The organism is Streptomyces mobaraensis, assembly GCF_020099395.1.
GTDB lineage: Bacteria > Actinomycetota > Actinomycetes > Streptomycetales > Streptomycetaceae > Streptomyces.
Window position 1 is genome coordinate 3377008 of record NZ_CP083590.1, and the last position, 14470, is coordinate 3391477.

The 14470-nt window shown below is 71.0% G+C and carries 16 protein-coding genes; 5 read left to right on the forward strand and 11 right to left on the reverse strand.

The window, feature by feature from the left end; genetic code table 11:
* Nucleotides 1-173 precede the first annotated feature (173 nt).
* Nucleotides 174-1430 (reverse strand): DedA family protein, encoded by a 1257-nt coding sequence (locus tag K7I03_RS14490; protein ID WP_185942282.1) that lies wholly within the window; start codon nt 1428-1430, stop codon nt 174-176.
* A gap of 279 nt (nt 1431-1709) precedes the next feature.
* On the opposite strand from K7I03_RS14490, the gene K7I03_RS14495 reads away from it, so the two are divergent.
* On the forward strand, nt 1710-2078 hold the full coding sequence (locus tag K7I03_RS14495) for a YbjQ family protein (protein ID WP_004940357.1): 369 nt from the start codon (nt 1710-1712) through the stop codon (nt 2076-2078).
* Nucleotides 2079-2222: 144 nt separating this feature from the next.
* Nucleotides 2223-2846, forward strand: a complete 624-nt coding sequence (locus K7I03_RS14500) for a Uma2 family endonuclease (RefSeq protein ID WP_185942283.1) — start codon at nt 2223-2225, stop codon at nt 2844-2846.
* Nucleotides 2847-2866: 20 nt separating this feature from the next.
* Here the strand turns inward: K7I03_RS14500 and K7I03_RS14505 are convergent, their stop codons facing one another.
* The 5 genes from K7I03_RS14505 to K7I03_RS14525 all read right to left on the reverse strand — a co-directional run bounded on the left by K7I03_RS14505 (nt 2867) and on the right by K7I03_RS14525 (nt 6905).
* Nucleotides 2867-3472, reverse strand: coding sequence for a PadR family transcriptional regulator (locus K7I03_RS14505; RefSeq protein ID WP_185942284.1), 606 nt, complete (start codon nt 3470-3472; stop codon nt 2867-2869).
* Nucleotides 3473-3554: 82 nt separating this feature from the next.
* The gene (locus tag K7I03_RS14510) at nt 3555-3770 is read right to left on the reverse strand and encodes a DUF4287 domain-containing protein (protein WP_185942285.1); all 216 of its coding nucleotides are present in this window, start codon (nt 3768-3770) and stop codon (nt 3555-3557) included.
* A gap of 78 nt (nt 3771-3848) precedes the next feature.
* Nucleotides 3849-4400, reverse strand: coding sequence for a DinB family protein (locus K7I03_RS14515; protein ID WP_185942286.1), 552 nt, complete (start codon nt 4398-4400; stop codon nt 3849-3851).
* Nucleotides 4401-4493: 93 nt separating this feature from the next.
* Nucleotides 4494-5960 (reverse strand): aldehyde dehydrogenase family protein, encoded by a 1467-nt coding sequence (locus K7I03_RS14520; protein ID WP_185942287.1) that lies wholly within the window; start codon nt 5958-5960, stop codon nt 4494-4496.
* 81 nt (nt 5961-6041) lie between these two features.
* Nucleotides 6042-6905, reverse strand: a complete 864-nt coding sequence (locus tag K7I03_RS14525; RefSeq protein WP_185942288.1) for a helix-turn-helix domain-containing protein — start codon at nt 6903-6905, stop codon at nt 6042-6044.
* A 318-nt stretch (nt 6906-7223) separates the two neighbouring features.
* On the opposite strand from K7I03_RS14525, the gene K7I03_RS14530 reads away from it, so the two are divergent.
* Nucleotides 7224-7712 carry an ATP-binding protein gene (locus tag K7I03_RS14530; protein WP_185942289.1) on the forward strand — a complete coding sequence of 163 codons (489 nt, stop codon included), beginning with the start codon at nt 7224-7226 and terminating at the stop codon, nt 7710-7712.
* A 13-nt stretch (nt 7713-7725) separates the two neighbouring features.
* On the opposite strand, the gene K7I03_RS14535 is transcribed toward K7I03_RS14530, so the two are convergent.
* From K7I03_RS14535 to K7I03_RS14545, 3 genes are all read right to left on the reverse strand, one after another.
* Entirely contained in the window at nt 7726-7965 is a 240-nt protein-coding gene (locus K7I03_RS14535; protein ID WP_185942290.1) for a DUF397 domain-containing protein, read from the reverse strand.
* Between the two features lie 494 nt (nt 7966-8459).
* Nucleotides 8460-9344, reverse strand: a complete 885-nt coding sequence (locus K7I03_RS14540) for an NAD(P)-dependent oxidoreductase (protein ID WP_185942291.1) — start codon at nt 9342-9344, stop codon at nt 8460-8462.
* Nucleotides 9345-9596: 252 nt separating this feature from the next.
* Nucleotides 9597-9950, reverse strand: coding sequence for a UBP-type zinc finger domain-containing protein (locus K7I03_RS14545; protein WP_313772152.1), 354 nt, complete (start codon nt 9948-9950; stop codon nt 9597-9599).
* Between the two features lie 356 nt (nt 9951-10306).
* Here K7I03_RS14545 and K7I03_RS14550 point away from each other — a divergent pair, with 356 nt between their 5' ends.
* Together K7I03_RS14550 and K7I03_RS14555 are read left to right on the forward strand one after the other, a co-directional pair.
* The gene (locus K7I03_RS14550; protein WP_185942469.1) at nt 10307-11341 is read left to right on the forward strand and encodes a rod shape-determining protein; all 1035 of its coding nucleotides are present in this window, start codon (nt 10307-10309) and stop codon (nt 11339-11341) included.
* Between the two features lie 156 nt (nt 11342-11497).
* The gene (locus K7I03_RS14555) at nt 11498-11953 is read left to right on the forward strand and encodes a tellurite resistance TerB family protein (protein ID WP_185942292.1); all 456 of its coding nucleotides are present in this window, start codon (nt 11498-11500) and stop codon (nt 11951-11953) included.
* 81 nt (nt 11954-12034) lie between these two features.
* On the opposite strand, the gene K7I03_RS14560 is transcribed toward K7I03_RS14555, so the two are convergent.
* Together K7I03_RS14560 and K7I03_RS14565 are read right to left on the reverse strand one after the other, a co-directional pair.
* A complete protein-coding gene (locus tag K7I03_RS14560; protein WP_185942293.1) occupies nt 12035-13153 on the reverse strand; it encodes a type III polyketide synthase in 1119 nt (372 codons plus the stop codon).
* 11 nt (nt 13154-13164) lie between these two features.
* Complete coding sequence (locus K7I03_RS14565) at nt 13165-14373, reverse strand: cytochrome P450 (RefSeq protein WP_185942294.1); 1209 nt, start codon at nt 14371-14373, stop codon at nt 13165-13167.
* Nucleotides 14374-14470 lie beyond the last annotated feature (97 nt).

Genomic DNA, 14470 nt, shown 5'->3' on the forward strand with positions numbered 1-14470 from the left:
GCTCCTCTACGCCTCCTGCCCAGGTCAACCATGCCCGATCAGGAGTACGAGTGCCCAGTGGGGGTGGGGAGACGCGTGTGAGGTCCGGCGGGGGCGTGGGTGAGCGACCCCTCAGGGGATGGACGGCCGGGTGGGCAGGCAGGAGGACGGCCGGGGACGCGGCGGGGCGTACGTCAGCGGCGCGCGTGCCGGCCGCGGGGGCCGCGGTTCGGGTCCTGCGGGTCGTGCTCGTCCTGCGGGGGCCGGGTGCCCTGCCCGTCCTGTGAGGGCTGGGAGTACGCGGAGTACCGGGGGTCCTCCGTGTACTGCGGCTGCGGCGGCTGATGCGGCTGCGGCTGCCGGCTGTGGAGAGGCTGCTGGGCGGCCTGGGGGTACGGGGCGGCCGGGGAGTACGCGGGGTTCGGGAGGTGCTGCGGGTTCTGCGGGTTCTGCGGGGCCGGCGGCATCTGCGCGGTCGGCGCGTAGGAGTACTGCCCGGCCTGCGGAGCCTGCGGGTGCTGTGCGGGCTGGGGGTGCTGTGCGGGCTGGGGGTACTGGCCCGGCTGGTGCGGGCCCGGCTGCGGGTACGGAGCGGCCTGCGGGGGCTGGGCACCCTGCGGCCCGCGTACGTCACGAACACCGTCCGGCGCCGGCCCCGGCTGCTGCTTCCCCGACCGCCCCTGCTTCCGCGCGGCCTGCTGTCCCTGCTCGGGCTGCCGCAGCGGATACGGCTGCACGTCCTGGTAGTGCGGCGGCACCTGGGTGTACTGGCGGGGCGGCTGGGGCCCGCTGGGCACCCCGTCGGCGTCGGGCGCCGGCCCGGCCGCGCGGGACTTGGACCGGGCGCGCAGCAGCTCGATCGCGACCGGCACGACCGACACCAGCACGATCGCGACCAGCATCGCCTCGATGTTGGTCCGCACGAACTCGATCTTGCCGAGCACCGCGCCCAGCAGCGTCACACCGGCGCCCCACAGGGTGCCGCCGATGATGTTGAAGATCAGGAAGGAGCGGTAGTTCATCCGGCTCACGCCGGCGATGATCGGCGTGAAGGTGCGGATGATCGGCACGAACCGGGCCAGGACCAGGGACTTCGGTCCGTACTTCTCGAAGAAGTCGTGGGCCTTCTCGACGTTCTCCTGCTTGAAGAGCCTGGAGTCCGGGCGCCGGAAGAGGGCGGGGCCCACCTTGCGTCCGAAGAGGTAGCCCGCCTGGTCGCCGAGGACCGCCGCCAGCACGACCATGGCGCACACCGCCCACAGCGGGTAGTCGTTCAGCTTGCCCGTGGTCACCAGCAGACCCGTGGTGAAGAGGAGCGAGTCGCCCGGGAGGAAGAAGCCGATCAGCAGGCCGGACTCGGCGAAGACGATCGCCAGCACACCGAGCAGGCCGAACTGGCCGATCAGGTAGTCCGCGTCCAGCCACTGGGGGCCGAGCGCGAGTGTGGTCACGGGGGTCACGGTGACAGGCTCCTGGGTCGAGGGCGCAGGCTCGTGCGAGGCCCGGGCACAGGCGGGGGGAGAAGGCGTGCCGTTCAACGGTAGCAACGCGGCCGGGAACCCCCCGGTTCCAGTCGCACCGCCCGCACTCCCCCCGCTCGCCCCTCCAGGCCCGCGCCCCCGCCTGTCGCCGCGCTTCGCCCGGTCGGGGCAACCCCGTGCCGCCGGGGTGCGTCCCGCTCGTCAGGCGGAAGAATCTCCGTACAGACCGAACGGACGAAGGTGGCAGGGATGGGCATCGACGAGTATGGCGGCGGTCAGCACGAGCAGGCCGATGTGCTCGTGGTCACGACGAACGACGTGCCCGGGTACCGGGTCGAGCGCGTGATCGGCGAGGTCTTCGGCCTCACGGTGCGTTCCCGGCACGTCGGCAGCCAGATCGGCGCCGGCCTGAAGTCGCTGATCGGCGGCGAGCTCAAGGGGCTCACCAAGACCCTGGTCCAGACCCGCAACCAGGCGATGGAGCGCCTGGTCGAGCAGGCCAGGGCCCGGGGCGCCAACGCGGTCCTGATGTTCCGCTTCGACGTCACCGAGGCGGCGGACGTCGGCACGGAGGTGTGCGCGTACGGCACGGCGGTGGTGATCGCTCCGCATTCGTGACGGGCCCCGGCCCCGCCCCGCGGCGGACCGCGTAGCGGGGCGGAGACCCGTGTGATGAGGAAAAACGGTCCAGCGCCACCCGCACGGGTGGCGCTACGGTCGGAGGCGGGAGCGACGCGCCGAGCACCCGCCACGATCTCCGCCATGGGAGCAGTGATGGCCTCAGGAGCCAGCCGACAGGACGAGCAGGCCACACCCGAGAACTGGATGTACCCGCCGGCCGACGGTTGGACGTACGACCAGGTGAAGGAGCTGGTCCTGCCGTTCGACTGGGAGCTACTGGGCGGGAAGATCGTGGTACGAGGGGCGGCGAAGTGGTGGCACAACACGGTGCGGGACGAGCTGTATTACCGCCTGCGGGGCGACAAGCCGGCCGGCTTGATGGTCAACAGTGAGCAGTCGATCCTCATCGACCGGAAGAACGCGCCGAAGCCGGACATCGTCGTCTTCGACAGGACCGGCCTCGACATCGCCACGGTGGACTGCATCCCGGCGGAGAAAGTCGTACTCGCCGTGGAAGTGGTGTCACCGGGCTCCGCTTCGGAGGACCGTCTGTACAAGCCCGCTGTGTACAGCGGCGCGGGCATCGGCTCCTACTGGCGCGTGGAACGTGACGAGGACGAGGCGCCGGTGCTGTACGAGTTCTGGAAGCACCGCGAGGTGGACTGTTACATTCCCCGGCCCGACCAGGCCATTCACGTCGGCACCCTCAAGACCGACCAGCCTTTCCCCGTCGAGATCGATCTCCGCTCGCTGATCGACTTCTGAGCTCCCGGCGCGGCCCGGTCTCACGCGCCCTCCTCCGGGGACGTAGTGACCCCCTCCCACGGGTCGCCCTCGCCCGCCATCACGTACGCGCCCGCCTCCAGGCGTTCGATCAGGCCGCGGGCCCACTCCTCCCCCGTCGCCACCGTGTGCAGCCAGAGGTCCCGGACCTCGCCGAGGTGGCCCTGGTCGTGGGCGCCGGCGGGCGGTGGCCAGTGGTGGCGGATCTCCGTGCGCCAGGATTCCAGCGCGGCCACGCGCTGCCGGAGCAGGGTGATCGCCTCGGCGCGCGGGAGGTCGACGAGGAAGCCCACCGCGGCCGTCAGGTGGTCGATCTTCCGGTCGTGGTCGGACAGGGCCTGCCGCAGCAGCCGGAGGTACTCGGCCTCGCCCGCGGCCGTCAGCTCGTACTCGGTGCGCGGCGGGCCGCCGGCCTCGCTCGGGGCGGTGTCGTGCGCGGTGAGCAGGCCCTGGCCGGCCATGGCCTTGAGCGCGTGGTAGATCGAGCCCGGTTTCGCCTGGGACCACTCGTGCGCTCCCCAGAACTCCAGGGAGGAGCGCACCTGGTAGCCATGGGCGCGGCCGTGCCGCCGGACCGCCCCCAGCACCAGCAGCCGGATCGCCGACATACCTCCCCGCCCCTCTCCCACCGTCTCCGCCGGATCTGCCGTCCCAGGTTAGGCGGCGTGCCGCAGAGCGGGCGGGCGCGGGTCAGGGCCGGCCGGCGGCCTCGGCCAAGGTGTGCGCGACGAGCGCGTTGGCGTGGCCGTGGCCCAGGCCGTGCTCGGTCTTGAGCCAGGACACCAACTCCATGTGTCTCTCCAGGGGAGCGGAGCGGATGAGCTCCTTCCACTCCGCCACGGGGCGGCCGTACTTCTTCTCGATCGAGGGGAAATAGCTCACGGGACCCTTCACTGCTTCGGTCATGGCGTGAGCATCCCACCCGCCACTGACAACGGCCGGGGCGCGCGCCTCCCGTGAGCGCCCCGGCCGCTTCCGCGCGCGTCAGTCCGTCTGGCGCCGCTCCGCGTCGACCAGCTCGAACGCGGTCTTGCCGTCGATCGACTCGCGGATGATGTCCGCGTGCCCGGCGTGCCGGCCGATCTCCTCGACCAGGTGCACCAGGAACCACCGCATCGACACCTGGGTGTCCTTGGGGAACCAGGGGGCCGGCGGCAGCGCGAAGGTCGCCTCCAGGGAGGGCAGGGCGCGGACGAACCGCTCCACCTCGGCGGCCTGCTCCTCCCAGGCGGCGAGGAGCGCGGAGACGGTCTCGCTCTCGTCCGGGTGCCAGGCGGCCTCGAAGCGCTTCGCCGCCTCGTCGGCGTCGATGTCGGGGCTCGTGCCGCTCGCGAGCTCCAGCCAGCCTCGTTCCGCATGCATGACGTGCTTGAGCAGGCCGATCAGGGACATCTCACTGGCGCTGGGGCGGGAGCGCGCCTGCTCCTCCGTCAGACCGAGGAGCGCCCGGCGGACGCCGCCGCGCTGGGCGTCCACGAAGGCCAGCAAAGTGCCCCGCTCGTCACTGGCGTCCTTCTCGATCACAAGAGTAGGCATAGGACTCCACCGATCCTTCCATCGCTTCCTGTTGACGGCTCAACAGTAGGGCGCCAGTAGGTCATCTCCTGACCTACTGGGGCGGCGGGACCCTCAGAACGGAAAAGTGCTGCGCCCGTGCTGCACGGAGATCCACTTCGTCGTCGTGAACGCGTCCACCATGGCGTCCCCGTTGAGCCGCCCGAGGCCCGAGTGCTTCTCACCGCCGAACGGCACGATCGCCTCGTCGTGCACGGTGCCGTCGTTGACGTGGATCATGCCGGTCTCCACCCGCTGGGCGAAGCGGACGCCGCGTTCGACGTCCCCCGTGTGGACGGCGCCGCTCAGTCCGTAGGGGGTGGCGTTGGCGATCCGCAGGGCCTCTTCCTCACCGGAGAACGGAATGATCAGCGCGACGGGCCCGAAGATCTCCTGGCGGAGGACCGGGGAGTCCTCGGGGAGGTCGGTGAGGACGCTCGGCTCGACCAGGGTGCCCACCGTGCGGCCCCGGACGAGGGCGGTGGCGCCGTCCGCGACGGTCTGGTCCACGAGGGACGTGATCGCCTCCGCCTGACCCGAGTTGATCAGGGGACCGATGTGCGTGGCGGGGTCGGAGGGGTCGCCGACCTTGAGGGACTTCACTCTCGCCACGAACTTCTCGGTGAACTCGTCCAGCACCGAACGGTCCACCAGCACCCGGTTGGCGGCCATGCAGACCTGCCCCTGGTGGATGAACCGGCTGAAGACCGCCGCGTCCACCGCGTAGTCCACGTCCGCGTCGTCGAGGACGACCAGCGCGCTGTTGCCGCCCAGTTCGAGCACCACCCGCTTGAAGTGCGAGGCGGCGACGGTCGCCACGTGCCGGCCGACCTTGTCGGAGCCGGTGAACGACAGCACCTTGGGCACCGGGTGTTCGATCAGCGCGTCCCCGATCTCCGCGATATCGGTGACCAGGACGTTCAGCACGCCAGGCGGCAGCCCCGCGTCCTCCAGCACCTTGGCGAGCAGGCCGCCGCCGCAGACGGGCGTGTTCTGGTGCGGCTTGAGCACCACCGCGTTGCCGAGCGCCAGGGCGGGCGCCACGGACTTCAGCGACAGCAGGAACGGGAAGTTGAACGGGCTGATCACACCGACGACCCCGACCGGCAGCCGGTAGAGCCGGTTCTCTCGGGTGTCGTCCGGCGAGGGCAGGATGCGGCCTTCCGGGCGCAGGGCGATCTGCAGCGCGTCCCGGAGGAACTCCCGCGCCAGGTGCAGCTCGAAGCCGGCCTTCAGCGCCGTCCCGCCGCACTCCGCCATGATCACCGAGGCCAGTTCGTCCTCGTGGTCGTCGATGATCCGCAGCGCGCGCTCGAAGACCAGCCGCCGGGTGTACGGGTTGGTCCTCCCCCACGCCACCTGGGCGCGCTCGGCCGCCCGGTACGCCTCGTCGACCTCGTCCACGCCGGCCACCGTGATGGAGGCGAGCTTCTCCCCGTCGTACGGGTTGAAGTCGACGATGTCCCACGAGCCCGTACCGGGCCGCCAGCGGCCGTCGATGTACTGGTACGCGAGGTCCTTGAACGCGGAGGAGTACGACATCCGTCATCCCTGTCTGCCGGAGCCCGACCGTCCGGCCGGGCTGGTTCAGACTTGCTGATTGGCCGTCATCGTACTGACGAGCTAGGGGAGTTGGAGTAACCGGCGCATGAGGTCGCGCGTTCCCGACGGGGACAGGCTGTCCGCGCGCAGCCGCCCCATGACGCGCTCGTACTGGGCGACCTCATCCGGCTTGTCCAGGTAGAGCGCGCCCGTGAGGTGCTCCAGGTACACCACGTCGGGCAGGTCCGACTCGGGGAAGCGGAGCACGGTGAACGCCCCGCTCTCGCCAGCGTGACCACCGTGCCGGAAGGGCATCACCTGGAGGGTCACATTGGGCTGTTCGGAGAGGTCGATGAGGTGCTGGAGCTGCCCGCGCATCACGTCCGCGTCGCCGTAGGGGCGGTGCAGCGCGGCCTCGTCGAGGACGGCGTGGAAGTGCGGCGCCCGCTCGGAGAACAGCAGCTTCTGCCGCTCCATGCGCAGCGACACCCGGCGTTCGACCTCGGCGGGGTCGGCCGTGGGCTGGCCCCGGACGACGACGGCGTGCGCGTAGCCCTCGGTCTGGAGCAGGCCGTGGACGAACTGCACCTCGTAGATCCCGATGTGCGAGGCGGCGCCCTCCAGGCCGACGTAGGTCTGGAACCAGCTCGGCAGCACATCGCCGTAGCTGTGCCACCAGCCGGCGACGTTGGCCTCCCTGGCCAGGCCGAGCAGCGCCTCGCGCTCGCTCTCCCGGGTGATGCCGTAGAGGGTGAGCAGGTCCTCCACGTCCCGCGTCTTGAAGCTCACCCTGCCGAGCTCCATGCGGCTGATCTTCGACTCGGACGCGCGGATCGAGTACCCGGCCGCCTCGCGGGTGATCCCCCGGGACTCGCGCAACTTCCTCAGCTGGGAGCCGAGGAGTATGCGGCGTACCACGGAACCGCTCGACTCGCTCGTGGTCATCTCGTCGACCCTTCCTTCCGGTCTGGTCCGGCCTGTCCGTCCGCCGTCGCGCTCACCCTTCCGAGGGTGACCCCCGCTCCCCCTCGGCGCCGAAGTCTGCCACCCCCGGGCATCGTTGTGTGCACATCCGGTTACGGATACCGGCCAACGACGGGTGCGCTACGGCGAGGGGCGTAGGAATAATTGCTCCCCAATCCTCTTGTGCGCCCCCAAATCCCCCACGTGCACGTGCATCTGCCCTTGCATCCGCCCTGCGCATCGGAAACGATGGACCCCGCACACGTGCACGTCACGTCCACGATTGCAGGAGTGCCTCGGATGGGTACCGAAGGATCGACTGTGCTCTCCCCCGTCTGGCGGGGGCTGCCCCGGTTCGACTCATCCGCGGTGTCGAACTCCGCTTCCTGCGCCCTGCCGCCGCGCTTCGAAGCCGTCCGTACGGCCCGGCGGTTCACCGGAATCACCCTGTCGCAGTGGGGGGTCCAGCACATCTTCGACAACGTGGCGCTGGTGGTCTCCGAACTGGTGACCAATTCCCTGCGCTACGCCACACCGACCGGCCGCGTCGACGGAGGGTATGAACCTCCCGTACGCCTGCATCTGATGCGGTGGACGACGCGGCTGGTATGCGCGGTACGCGATCCGAGCGAGGAGGGGCCGCTCGCGGGGGAAGCGGCCCCAGGCGACGAGCACGGGCGCGGACTGCTGCTGGTGGATTCGTTCAGCGACGCCTGGGGCTGGCACCCCCTGGCGGGCGCACTGCACGGCAAGGTCGTCTGGGCGCTGTTCCGACTGCCGCGCGATTAACCGCATTTCGCGGTCACTCGGCCACCAGGTAGTCGAATTCACCGTCCTTGACGCCCAACAGCATGGCCTCGATCTCCGCGGGGGTGTAGATGAGAGCGGGGCCATCCGGGTGGCGGGAGTTGCGCACTGCGACCCCGCCACCCGGCAACTTCGCGAACTCCACACAGGAACCCTGTGAGTTGGAGTGCCGGCTCTTCCGCCAGACGACTCCATCGATGCCCGATGCAACCATGCCGTTGTAGACGTGTGGCACTGGAGTCTCCCGGATCGCCGCAGGGGGCATCCCCATGCGTTTACGGGGATGGCAACTTCTTCGGATCATAGCCGCGGTTCACATTCCCCGGCACGAGCAGATGCACGTGCACTGAGGGTGGCGCCGCCACTACGACGCGGGGCGGATTTCCCATGCCCATTTCCGCTTGCCCGGGACAATTGCCGCTGTCGCGGCCGTCATTGACGCGAATCCTCCGGATGGCGCGCGGAACGGCTCGGCGCGTGATTCATCCGGGGGCCGGTCCTTTTCCGGTACTTCGCCCTCCGGTCCGCCCCTTTCGGCGTCGTCGCCCGTCCCTCCCGTATCGCGGCCGCACTCCGCCCTCTTCCCGGACGTATTCGCGGGGTGCGGAACGGCCCTTTCTCGAAGGGCGGTTCGAAGGGCCGGACCGCGCGTACCGGGCGCGGTTCCGCTCCCGCGCCCGGTGGTGACCGGGCGCCCTATCGCCACCAGGAGCGGCGGCGGCCCGGCCGTCACCGGGCGGCGCGCCCCCGGACGTACTCGATGAGGCGGGCGTACCCGTCGGCGCCGTGCCCGTCCTCCACCGCGCGCCCCGCCAGCCCGAGGAACACCCTCGGAAGACCGGATTCCACCCCTCGCAGCTCACCGGCGTGCTCCAGCAGCCCCATCAGCATCAGGTGCTGGTCCAGCGGAAACTCCCCGGCCGGGTACGCGCCCGCGTCGATCTGCGGTGCGTACTCCTCCATCAGCCGGCCGACGGTCCTCATCCAGCGGCCCGCGACCCCGGTGTAGGCCGTCGCCGACACCCCGCCGCCCGGCCCGTCCGCGCCCGTGAGCGCCACGCCGTGCAGCCAGCCGGTGAGCGTGGACCACAGCAGGCCGAGCAGCGCGACGTCGTGGACGGCGGGCAGGGCCGGGTCGTCCCCCAGGTGCACCGGGTCCCCGAGGGCGGCCAGGACGCCGCGGTGCGCGTCGAAGGCGGGGCGCGGCCCGCCGTACAGCTGGAGGGAGTCCGGCCGGCCCACACCGGACGGCATCACCAGGACCGCGGCGTCGAGGTAGCGGACGTCCCGCTCGCGTGCCCGGTCGGCGGCGCCCCGGGCCTGGACCGGCGATCCGGAGGTGAAGTTGACGAGCGTCCGGCCCGCGAGTTCCGCGGCGCACGGCGCCAGCACCTCGCGCACGGCCTCGTACGTCGACAGGCAGACGACGACCAGCGGGGCGGCGCCGACGGCCACTTCGGACGAGGCGGCCTCCACCGCGCCGCGCGCGACAAGCGGCAGCGCCTTGTCGCGCGTCCGGTTCCAGACCGTCGTCGCGTGCCCGGCGGCCAGGAACGCGCCGGCCAGCGCGGCCCCCATCGCCCCCAGGCCGACCACGCTCACCTCGGTGTCCATGACGCCCCCGTCCCCGGCCCACGCGCGCGTTCGCTTTCGCGGCTGATTGTCAGAGCTGGAAGGCTCGGTCCGCAATGGCGCGTCTCGGCCATTTGTCCGGTATGCACACCCGGCCGCCGGAGATCGGGCGAGGTAGCATGTGGAAATGGTTTTCATTAACGCCGGGAGTCGGCCGCCCCGGGGGCGGTCCGTGCTGCGCGACCTGGCCGTCGTCCGCTGCCTGTGCCGACGCGCCCTCCTGAAGGCCGTCAGCTACGACGGAAGGAGCAGCAGCTCGTCCGCGTAACACCAGGCCCAGTCCTCACCCGGCTCGATGGAGCGCGCGAGGTCGTGACCGGGCGTGCCGTGCGCGTGCGCGCTCGCGTGCCGGTGGGGCGAGCTGTCGCAGCAGCCCACGTGCCCGCAGACCAGGCACGCGCGCAGGTGCACCCAGGTGCTCCCGATGCGCAGGCACTCCTCGCAGCCTTCCGGGGTGTTGGGGGTCACCGGGCGGGCCTGCGCCAGGTGGCCGCAGGTGCGGTCCGGTGGGCGGCCCTCGACGTCGGCGGCGACCTGCCACGCCGACGGCCCGTGCGGCCCGTCCGGCCCCTTCTTCGACGCGCTCATGGCCCGAGCGTAGGGCGGACGGGGGCGGGGCGCGCGTCGGGACGTCACCTGGGTTCGGACGCGCGTCGGGACCCCGCCCGGGCCCGACTCCGCGCGCGGCCGGCCGGCCCTATGAACCCGCAGGTCAGCGGCGTTGTCAGACCCCCCTGGCAGACTTCTTCGCACCGGGGCCGTGGAGGTGGGTGACGGGGGTGTCCACCTCCGCGTGCCCCGGTGCGCCCGGCCGCCGGCGGGGCCGCTCCTCCGAGTGGCGCACTCCGGCGGGCGACGCGCCGTGCCGCACCGCACGATGGCCCCAGGGGCCGCCGTTCGGCGGTCCCGCGCCACCGCACCGCCGCCGGGGAGATGAGCCCGTGATGACCCTCAGCCTCGCCCAGCTGAGCCGCTGCACCATCGCCGTCGACCTCGGCGCGTCCCGCACGCGCGTCTACGCCCGCGACACCGGCCTGATCGTCGACGAGCCGAGCATCGCCGCGGTCAACACCAGGACGGGCTCGCTCATCGCCGTCGGTGCCCTCGCCGAGGGCATGGCCGGCCGGACGCCGGCCCACATCCGCGTCGTCCGCCCGGTCTCCGGCGGCACGGTCGTCGACGTCGACATGGCCCAGCGCATGCTGCGCCACCTGATCAGCGACAAGCTGCGCCGCGCCTGGCGGCGCAGGCCGCTGCTGCGGGCCGCGGTCTGCCTGCCGCACGACGCCGAGCCGATCGCCCAGCGCGCGGCGGTGGAGACGCTGACCGGGCTCGGCGCCCGCCGGGTCGAGCTGGTGGACACGCTCGTCGCGGCGGCCGTCGGCTGCGGACTGCCGGTCGAGCTGCCCGAGGCCACGATGATCATCGTCTGCGGCGCGGCCTCCACCCAGGTGGCCGTACTCTCCCTCGGCTCCATCGTGGCGGCCGAGAAGGTGCAGGTCGGCGGGGACGCCATCGACTACGCGATCGTCCAGCACCTGCGCGCGGAGCACGAGTTGATGCTGCCCACCCAGGGCCTGTACCCGCTGCACATGGCCCTCCGCGCGGACCGGATGGGCGGCGGCACCGAGACGGAGGTCCGCGGCCGGGACGTGGCGACGGGCCTGTCCCGCACCGTGCTGGTGAGCACGGCGCATGTGCGCGAGGCGGTGCGCACACCGCTCACCGTCGTCCTGGACGCCATAGGGCGGGTGCTGCGGGACTGCCCGCCGGACCTGGTCGCGGACCTGGGGACGCGCGGCGTGATGCTGGCCGGCGGCAGTGCGCTGATGCCGGGGCTCGACACGATGATCGAGGACGCGACGGGGATGACCGTGCACATCGCGGCCAACCCGGACCACTGCTCGGTGCTGGGGCTGGGGGCGATGATGGAGGGGAGGGTCAAGCCGATGGTGCTGGATCCGCTGACGGCGGGGTGAAGGGCGGCGGTCCCGGCGCGGATTGACGGACATCGGGGACACCACGGGGGGTGCGGGCCGATGCGGGGATGCCCGGCGTCGTCCCGGGGGGAACTTCTGCGCCTTCCGGTCAGTTCTGCCAGTGCTACCCCCGTTTTCACAAGGAGAGACACGCACATGGCGCTCTGGGACCGGCTCAAGGAATCGGCCACGACGATGCAGGGCCAGCTGGTCGCGAAGAAGAACGACCTCAAGAGCGGTGCGTTCCGCGACGCGAGCATGGCGATGTGCGCGCTGGTGGCGGCGGCCGACGGTTCGGTGGACGCCTCGGAGCGGCAGCGCGTCGCCTCGCTGATCGCCACCAACGAGGTGCTGCAGAACTTCCCGGCGGACGACCTGCACGCGAAGTTCACGGACTACTGCCAGAAGCTGGCCGCCGACTTCGACTTCGGCAAGGTGAGCCTGCTCCAGACCATCGGCAAGGTCCAGAAGAAGCCCACCGAGGCGCGTGCCGTCATCCAGATCGGCATCGTCATCGGCGGCGCGGACGGCGACTTCGACAAGGAGGAGCAGGCCGTCGTGCGCGAGGCGTGCTTCGCCCTGGGCATCGCGCCCTCCGAGTTCGACCTGTAAGCAGGCCGTCAGTCAGGCCGTAGCGCACAGCGAGGAGCGCGGGTCACCGAGAGGGAAGGTGACCCGCGCTCCCGCGTCCGCTCAGGCCGGCAGTGTCACGGAAGAGTTCCGGTCGGCGGACGACTTGCGGGCGCGGTGGCCGTTGCCGGTGACCGCGCCCGACCAGGTGCCCAGGGCGATCTCGGCGGTGATGCCCGGGCCGAAGCCGGCGATCACACCGCGCGCCGCGTGCTCGGCGCCGCCGTCCTGGAACAGCCGCTCCAGCGCGTCGAAGACGACCGCGCTGGCGATGTTCCCCCGCTCGACCAGCGTCTGCCGGCTGTAGCGGAACATCGACTGCTCCAGCCGCAGGTACTTGCCGAGGTCGTCGAGGATGCGGGGGCCGCCCGCGTGCACGATGTAGAAGTCCAGCTCGGAGACGTCCCACTCGTACGGCTCGGCCATCTCCCGCATCGCCGGGGCCAGCATCGCCATGGTGCCCGGCACGCGTTTGTCCAGGATGAAGTGGAACCCGGTGTCCTTCACCCCGTAGGAGATCCACTCCTCGGTGTCCGGCACCAGGTGCGAGCCGTTGCGTTCGAGCTTCACTCCCGTACCGCCGTCCCCGCGAACCACGGCGCAGGCGATGGCGTCGCCGAACAGGCCGTTGGAGAGCAGGTTGCCGACCCCCAGGTCGGTGGGCTGGTAGAGCAGGGAGCAGAACTCACACGCCACGATGAGCACATTGGCCCCGGGGTAGGCGCTGCAGAAGTCATGGGCGCGGTTGACCGCCGCCCCGCCCGCCGCGCATCCCAGCTGGGCGATGGGCAGTTGGCGGGTCTCGCTCCGGAAACCCATGGTGTTGATGAGCCACGCGGTCATCGAGGGCATCATGAAGCCCGTACAGGACACGTACACGATCATGTCGATGTCCTGGACGGTCAGTTCCGCGTGCTCCAGTGCCCGGTTCACCACATCGGGCACCCGTGCCTTGGCCTCCGCCTCGTAGAGGTTGTTCCGGGCGGTGAAGCCCGGATGCTTGAGGGTGGCCTCGATCGGCTGCACCAGATGCCGGGTCTGGACCCCGGTATTGCCGATGAGCCGCAGCGCCAGCTCCAGCTGCGGGTGGTCCGCGTGCAGGGTGCGCGCCAGTTCCAGGGTCTCTTCCCTGGTGATGATGTGCTCGGGGACGGCGATGGCCGGTCTGCACAGAGTCGCCATGGTCGGCCTCCTCACCAGGCGACCGGCAGGGTGAGCGGATAACGCCAGATCGACACGGTGTTCCACTGCACCTCCTCCGCCGGTACGGCCAAGCGCAGTTCGGGGAAACGGTTGATGAGCGTGCCGATGGCGATCTGGAGCTCCATCCGGGCCAGATGGGCCCCGAGGCAGTGGTGGGAGCCGTGGCCGAAGGTCATGTGCGGTACCGGGTCCTCCCGGTCGAAGTCGAGCTCGTCCGCGCGCTCGTAGACCGATCCGTCGCGGTTGGCGCACAGGTACGAGACGTGGACGACGTCCCCGGCCGGGATCGTCACGCCGTTGAACGTGACGTCCTCCAGCGCCACCCGGGGGATGCCGACGCCCTGGCGGAACGGGATGTACCGCAGCAGCTCCTCCAGGGCCCGCGGCATGATCTCGGGCTCTTCGCGCAGCCGTGCCAGGTGCTTCGGGTGGGTCAGGAGGGTGTAGATGATGTTGCAGATCTCGTAGGTGCTGGTGTCGTGCCCGGTGACCAGCAGGAGCATGCCCATGACGGCGAGCTCCTTCTCGTCCAGCATCTCCTCGCCGACCCGTGCCGTGGCCAGGGAGCTCAGCAGGTCGCTGCCGGGGTTGCGGCGGCGCTCGGCCGTCAGGCCGGCGAAGTAGCGGCGGAGGCCGGCCTTGGCCTCGGCCGCCGCCTCCTTGTCCGCGGGCTTCATGGACATCATGGCCATAGCCCAGGCGCGCAGCTGCGGGCGGTCCTCCATGGGGACGGCCAGCAGCTCGCAGATGGTCATCAGCGGCAGCTTCCCCGCCAGGTGGTGGGCCACGTCGGCGGGCGATCCCTCGTCCTCCATCGCGTCCAGCAGCTTGTCGACGAGCTGCTGCGTCTTCGGCCGCAACTCCTCCACCTGCTTGTTGCTGAACCCGGTGGTCACCAGGCGGCGCAGCCTGCTCAGCGCCGGCGGGTCCATCAGGTTGATCGCCTCCGACTGGGCGATCGGCGCCGGTGTGATGCGCGGAAAGTCCTTCCCGATCAGCGCGGCCCGGCTGAAGCGTCGGTCCTGGGTGACCGTACGGACGTCCTCGTACCGCGTCACCAGCCAGCACTCGCCCTCGCCGTACGGCATGCGGACCTTGGCGACCGGGGCCTCGGTCCGCATCCGCTCCATGAACGGGTCCGGTTCCAGCGCTTCATCGTGACGGAAGGGACACGTCCGTTCGGATTCCTCAGTGGTCATGCGAAGCACTCCCCATACCCAAGGGCACGGCCTTGGTGGCGCGCCGATATCTACAGACCGATTCCGCAGGGGCAAGCACGCCACACCTATACCCGGA

Excerpts from the sequence above, each read along its gene's own strand:
- K7I03_RS14495 (WP_004940357.1), top strand. The coding sequence starts at position 1,710 with ATGGGCATCGACGAGTATGGCGGCGGTCAGCACGAGCAGGCCGATGTG.
- K7I03_RS14500 (WP_185942283.1), top strand. The coding sequence starts at position 2,223 with ATGGGAGCAGTGATGGCCTCAGGAGCCAGCCGACAGGACGAGCAGGCC.
- K7I03_RS14505 (WP_185942284.1), bottom strand. The coding sequence starts at position 3,472 with ATGTCGGCGATCCGGCTGCTGGTGCTGGGGGCGGTCCGGCGGCACGGC.
- K7I03_RS14510 (WP_185942285.1), bottom strand. The coding sequence starts at position 3,770 with ATGACCGAAGCAGTGAAGGGTCCCGTGAGCTATTTCCCCTCGATCGAG.
- K7I03_RS14515 (WP_185942286.1), bottom strand. The coding sequence starts at position 4,400 with ATGCCTACTCTTGTGATCGAGAAGGACGCCAGTGACGAGCGGGGCACT.
- K7I03_RS14520 (WP_185942287.1), bottom strand. The coding sequence starts at position 5,960 with ATGTCGTACTCCTCCGCGTTCAAGGACCTCGCGTACCAGTACATCGAC.
- K7I03_RS14525 (WP_185942288.1), bottom strand. The coding sequence starts at position 6,905 with ATGACCACGAGCGAGTCGAGCGGTTCCGTGGTACGCCGCATACTCCTC.
- K7I03_RS14530 (WP_185942289.1), top strand. The coding sequence starts at position 7,224 with ATGGGTACCGAAGGATCGACTGTGCTCTCCCCCGTCTGGCGGGGGCTG.
- K7I03_RS14540 (WP_185942291.1), bottom strand. The coding sequence starts at position 9,344 with ATGGACACCGAGGTGAGCGTGGTCGGCCTGGGGGCGATGGGGGCCGCG.
- K7I03_RS14545 (WP_313772152.1), bottom strand. The coding sequence starts at position 9,950 with ATGAGCGCGTCGAAGAAGGGGCCGGACGGGCCGCACGGGCCGTCGGCG.
- K7I03_RS14550 (WP_185942469.1), top strand. The coding sequence starts at position 10,307 with ATGACCCTCAGCCTCGCCCAGCTGAGCCGCTGCACCATCGCCGTCGAC.
- K7I03_RS14555 (WP_185942292.1), top strand. The coding sequence starts at position 11,498 with ATGGCGCTCTGGGACCGGCTCAAGGAATCGGCCACGACGATGCAGGGC.
- K7I03_RS14560 (WP_185942293.1), bottom strand. The coding sequence starts at position 13,153 with ATGGCGACTCTGTGCAGACCGGCCATCGCCGTCCCCGAGCACATCATC.
- K7I03_RS14565 (WP_185942294.1), bottom strand. The coding sequence starts at position 14,373 with ATGACCACTGAGGAATCCGAACGGACGTGTCCCTTCCGTCACGATGAA.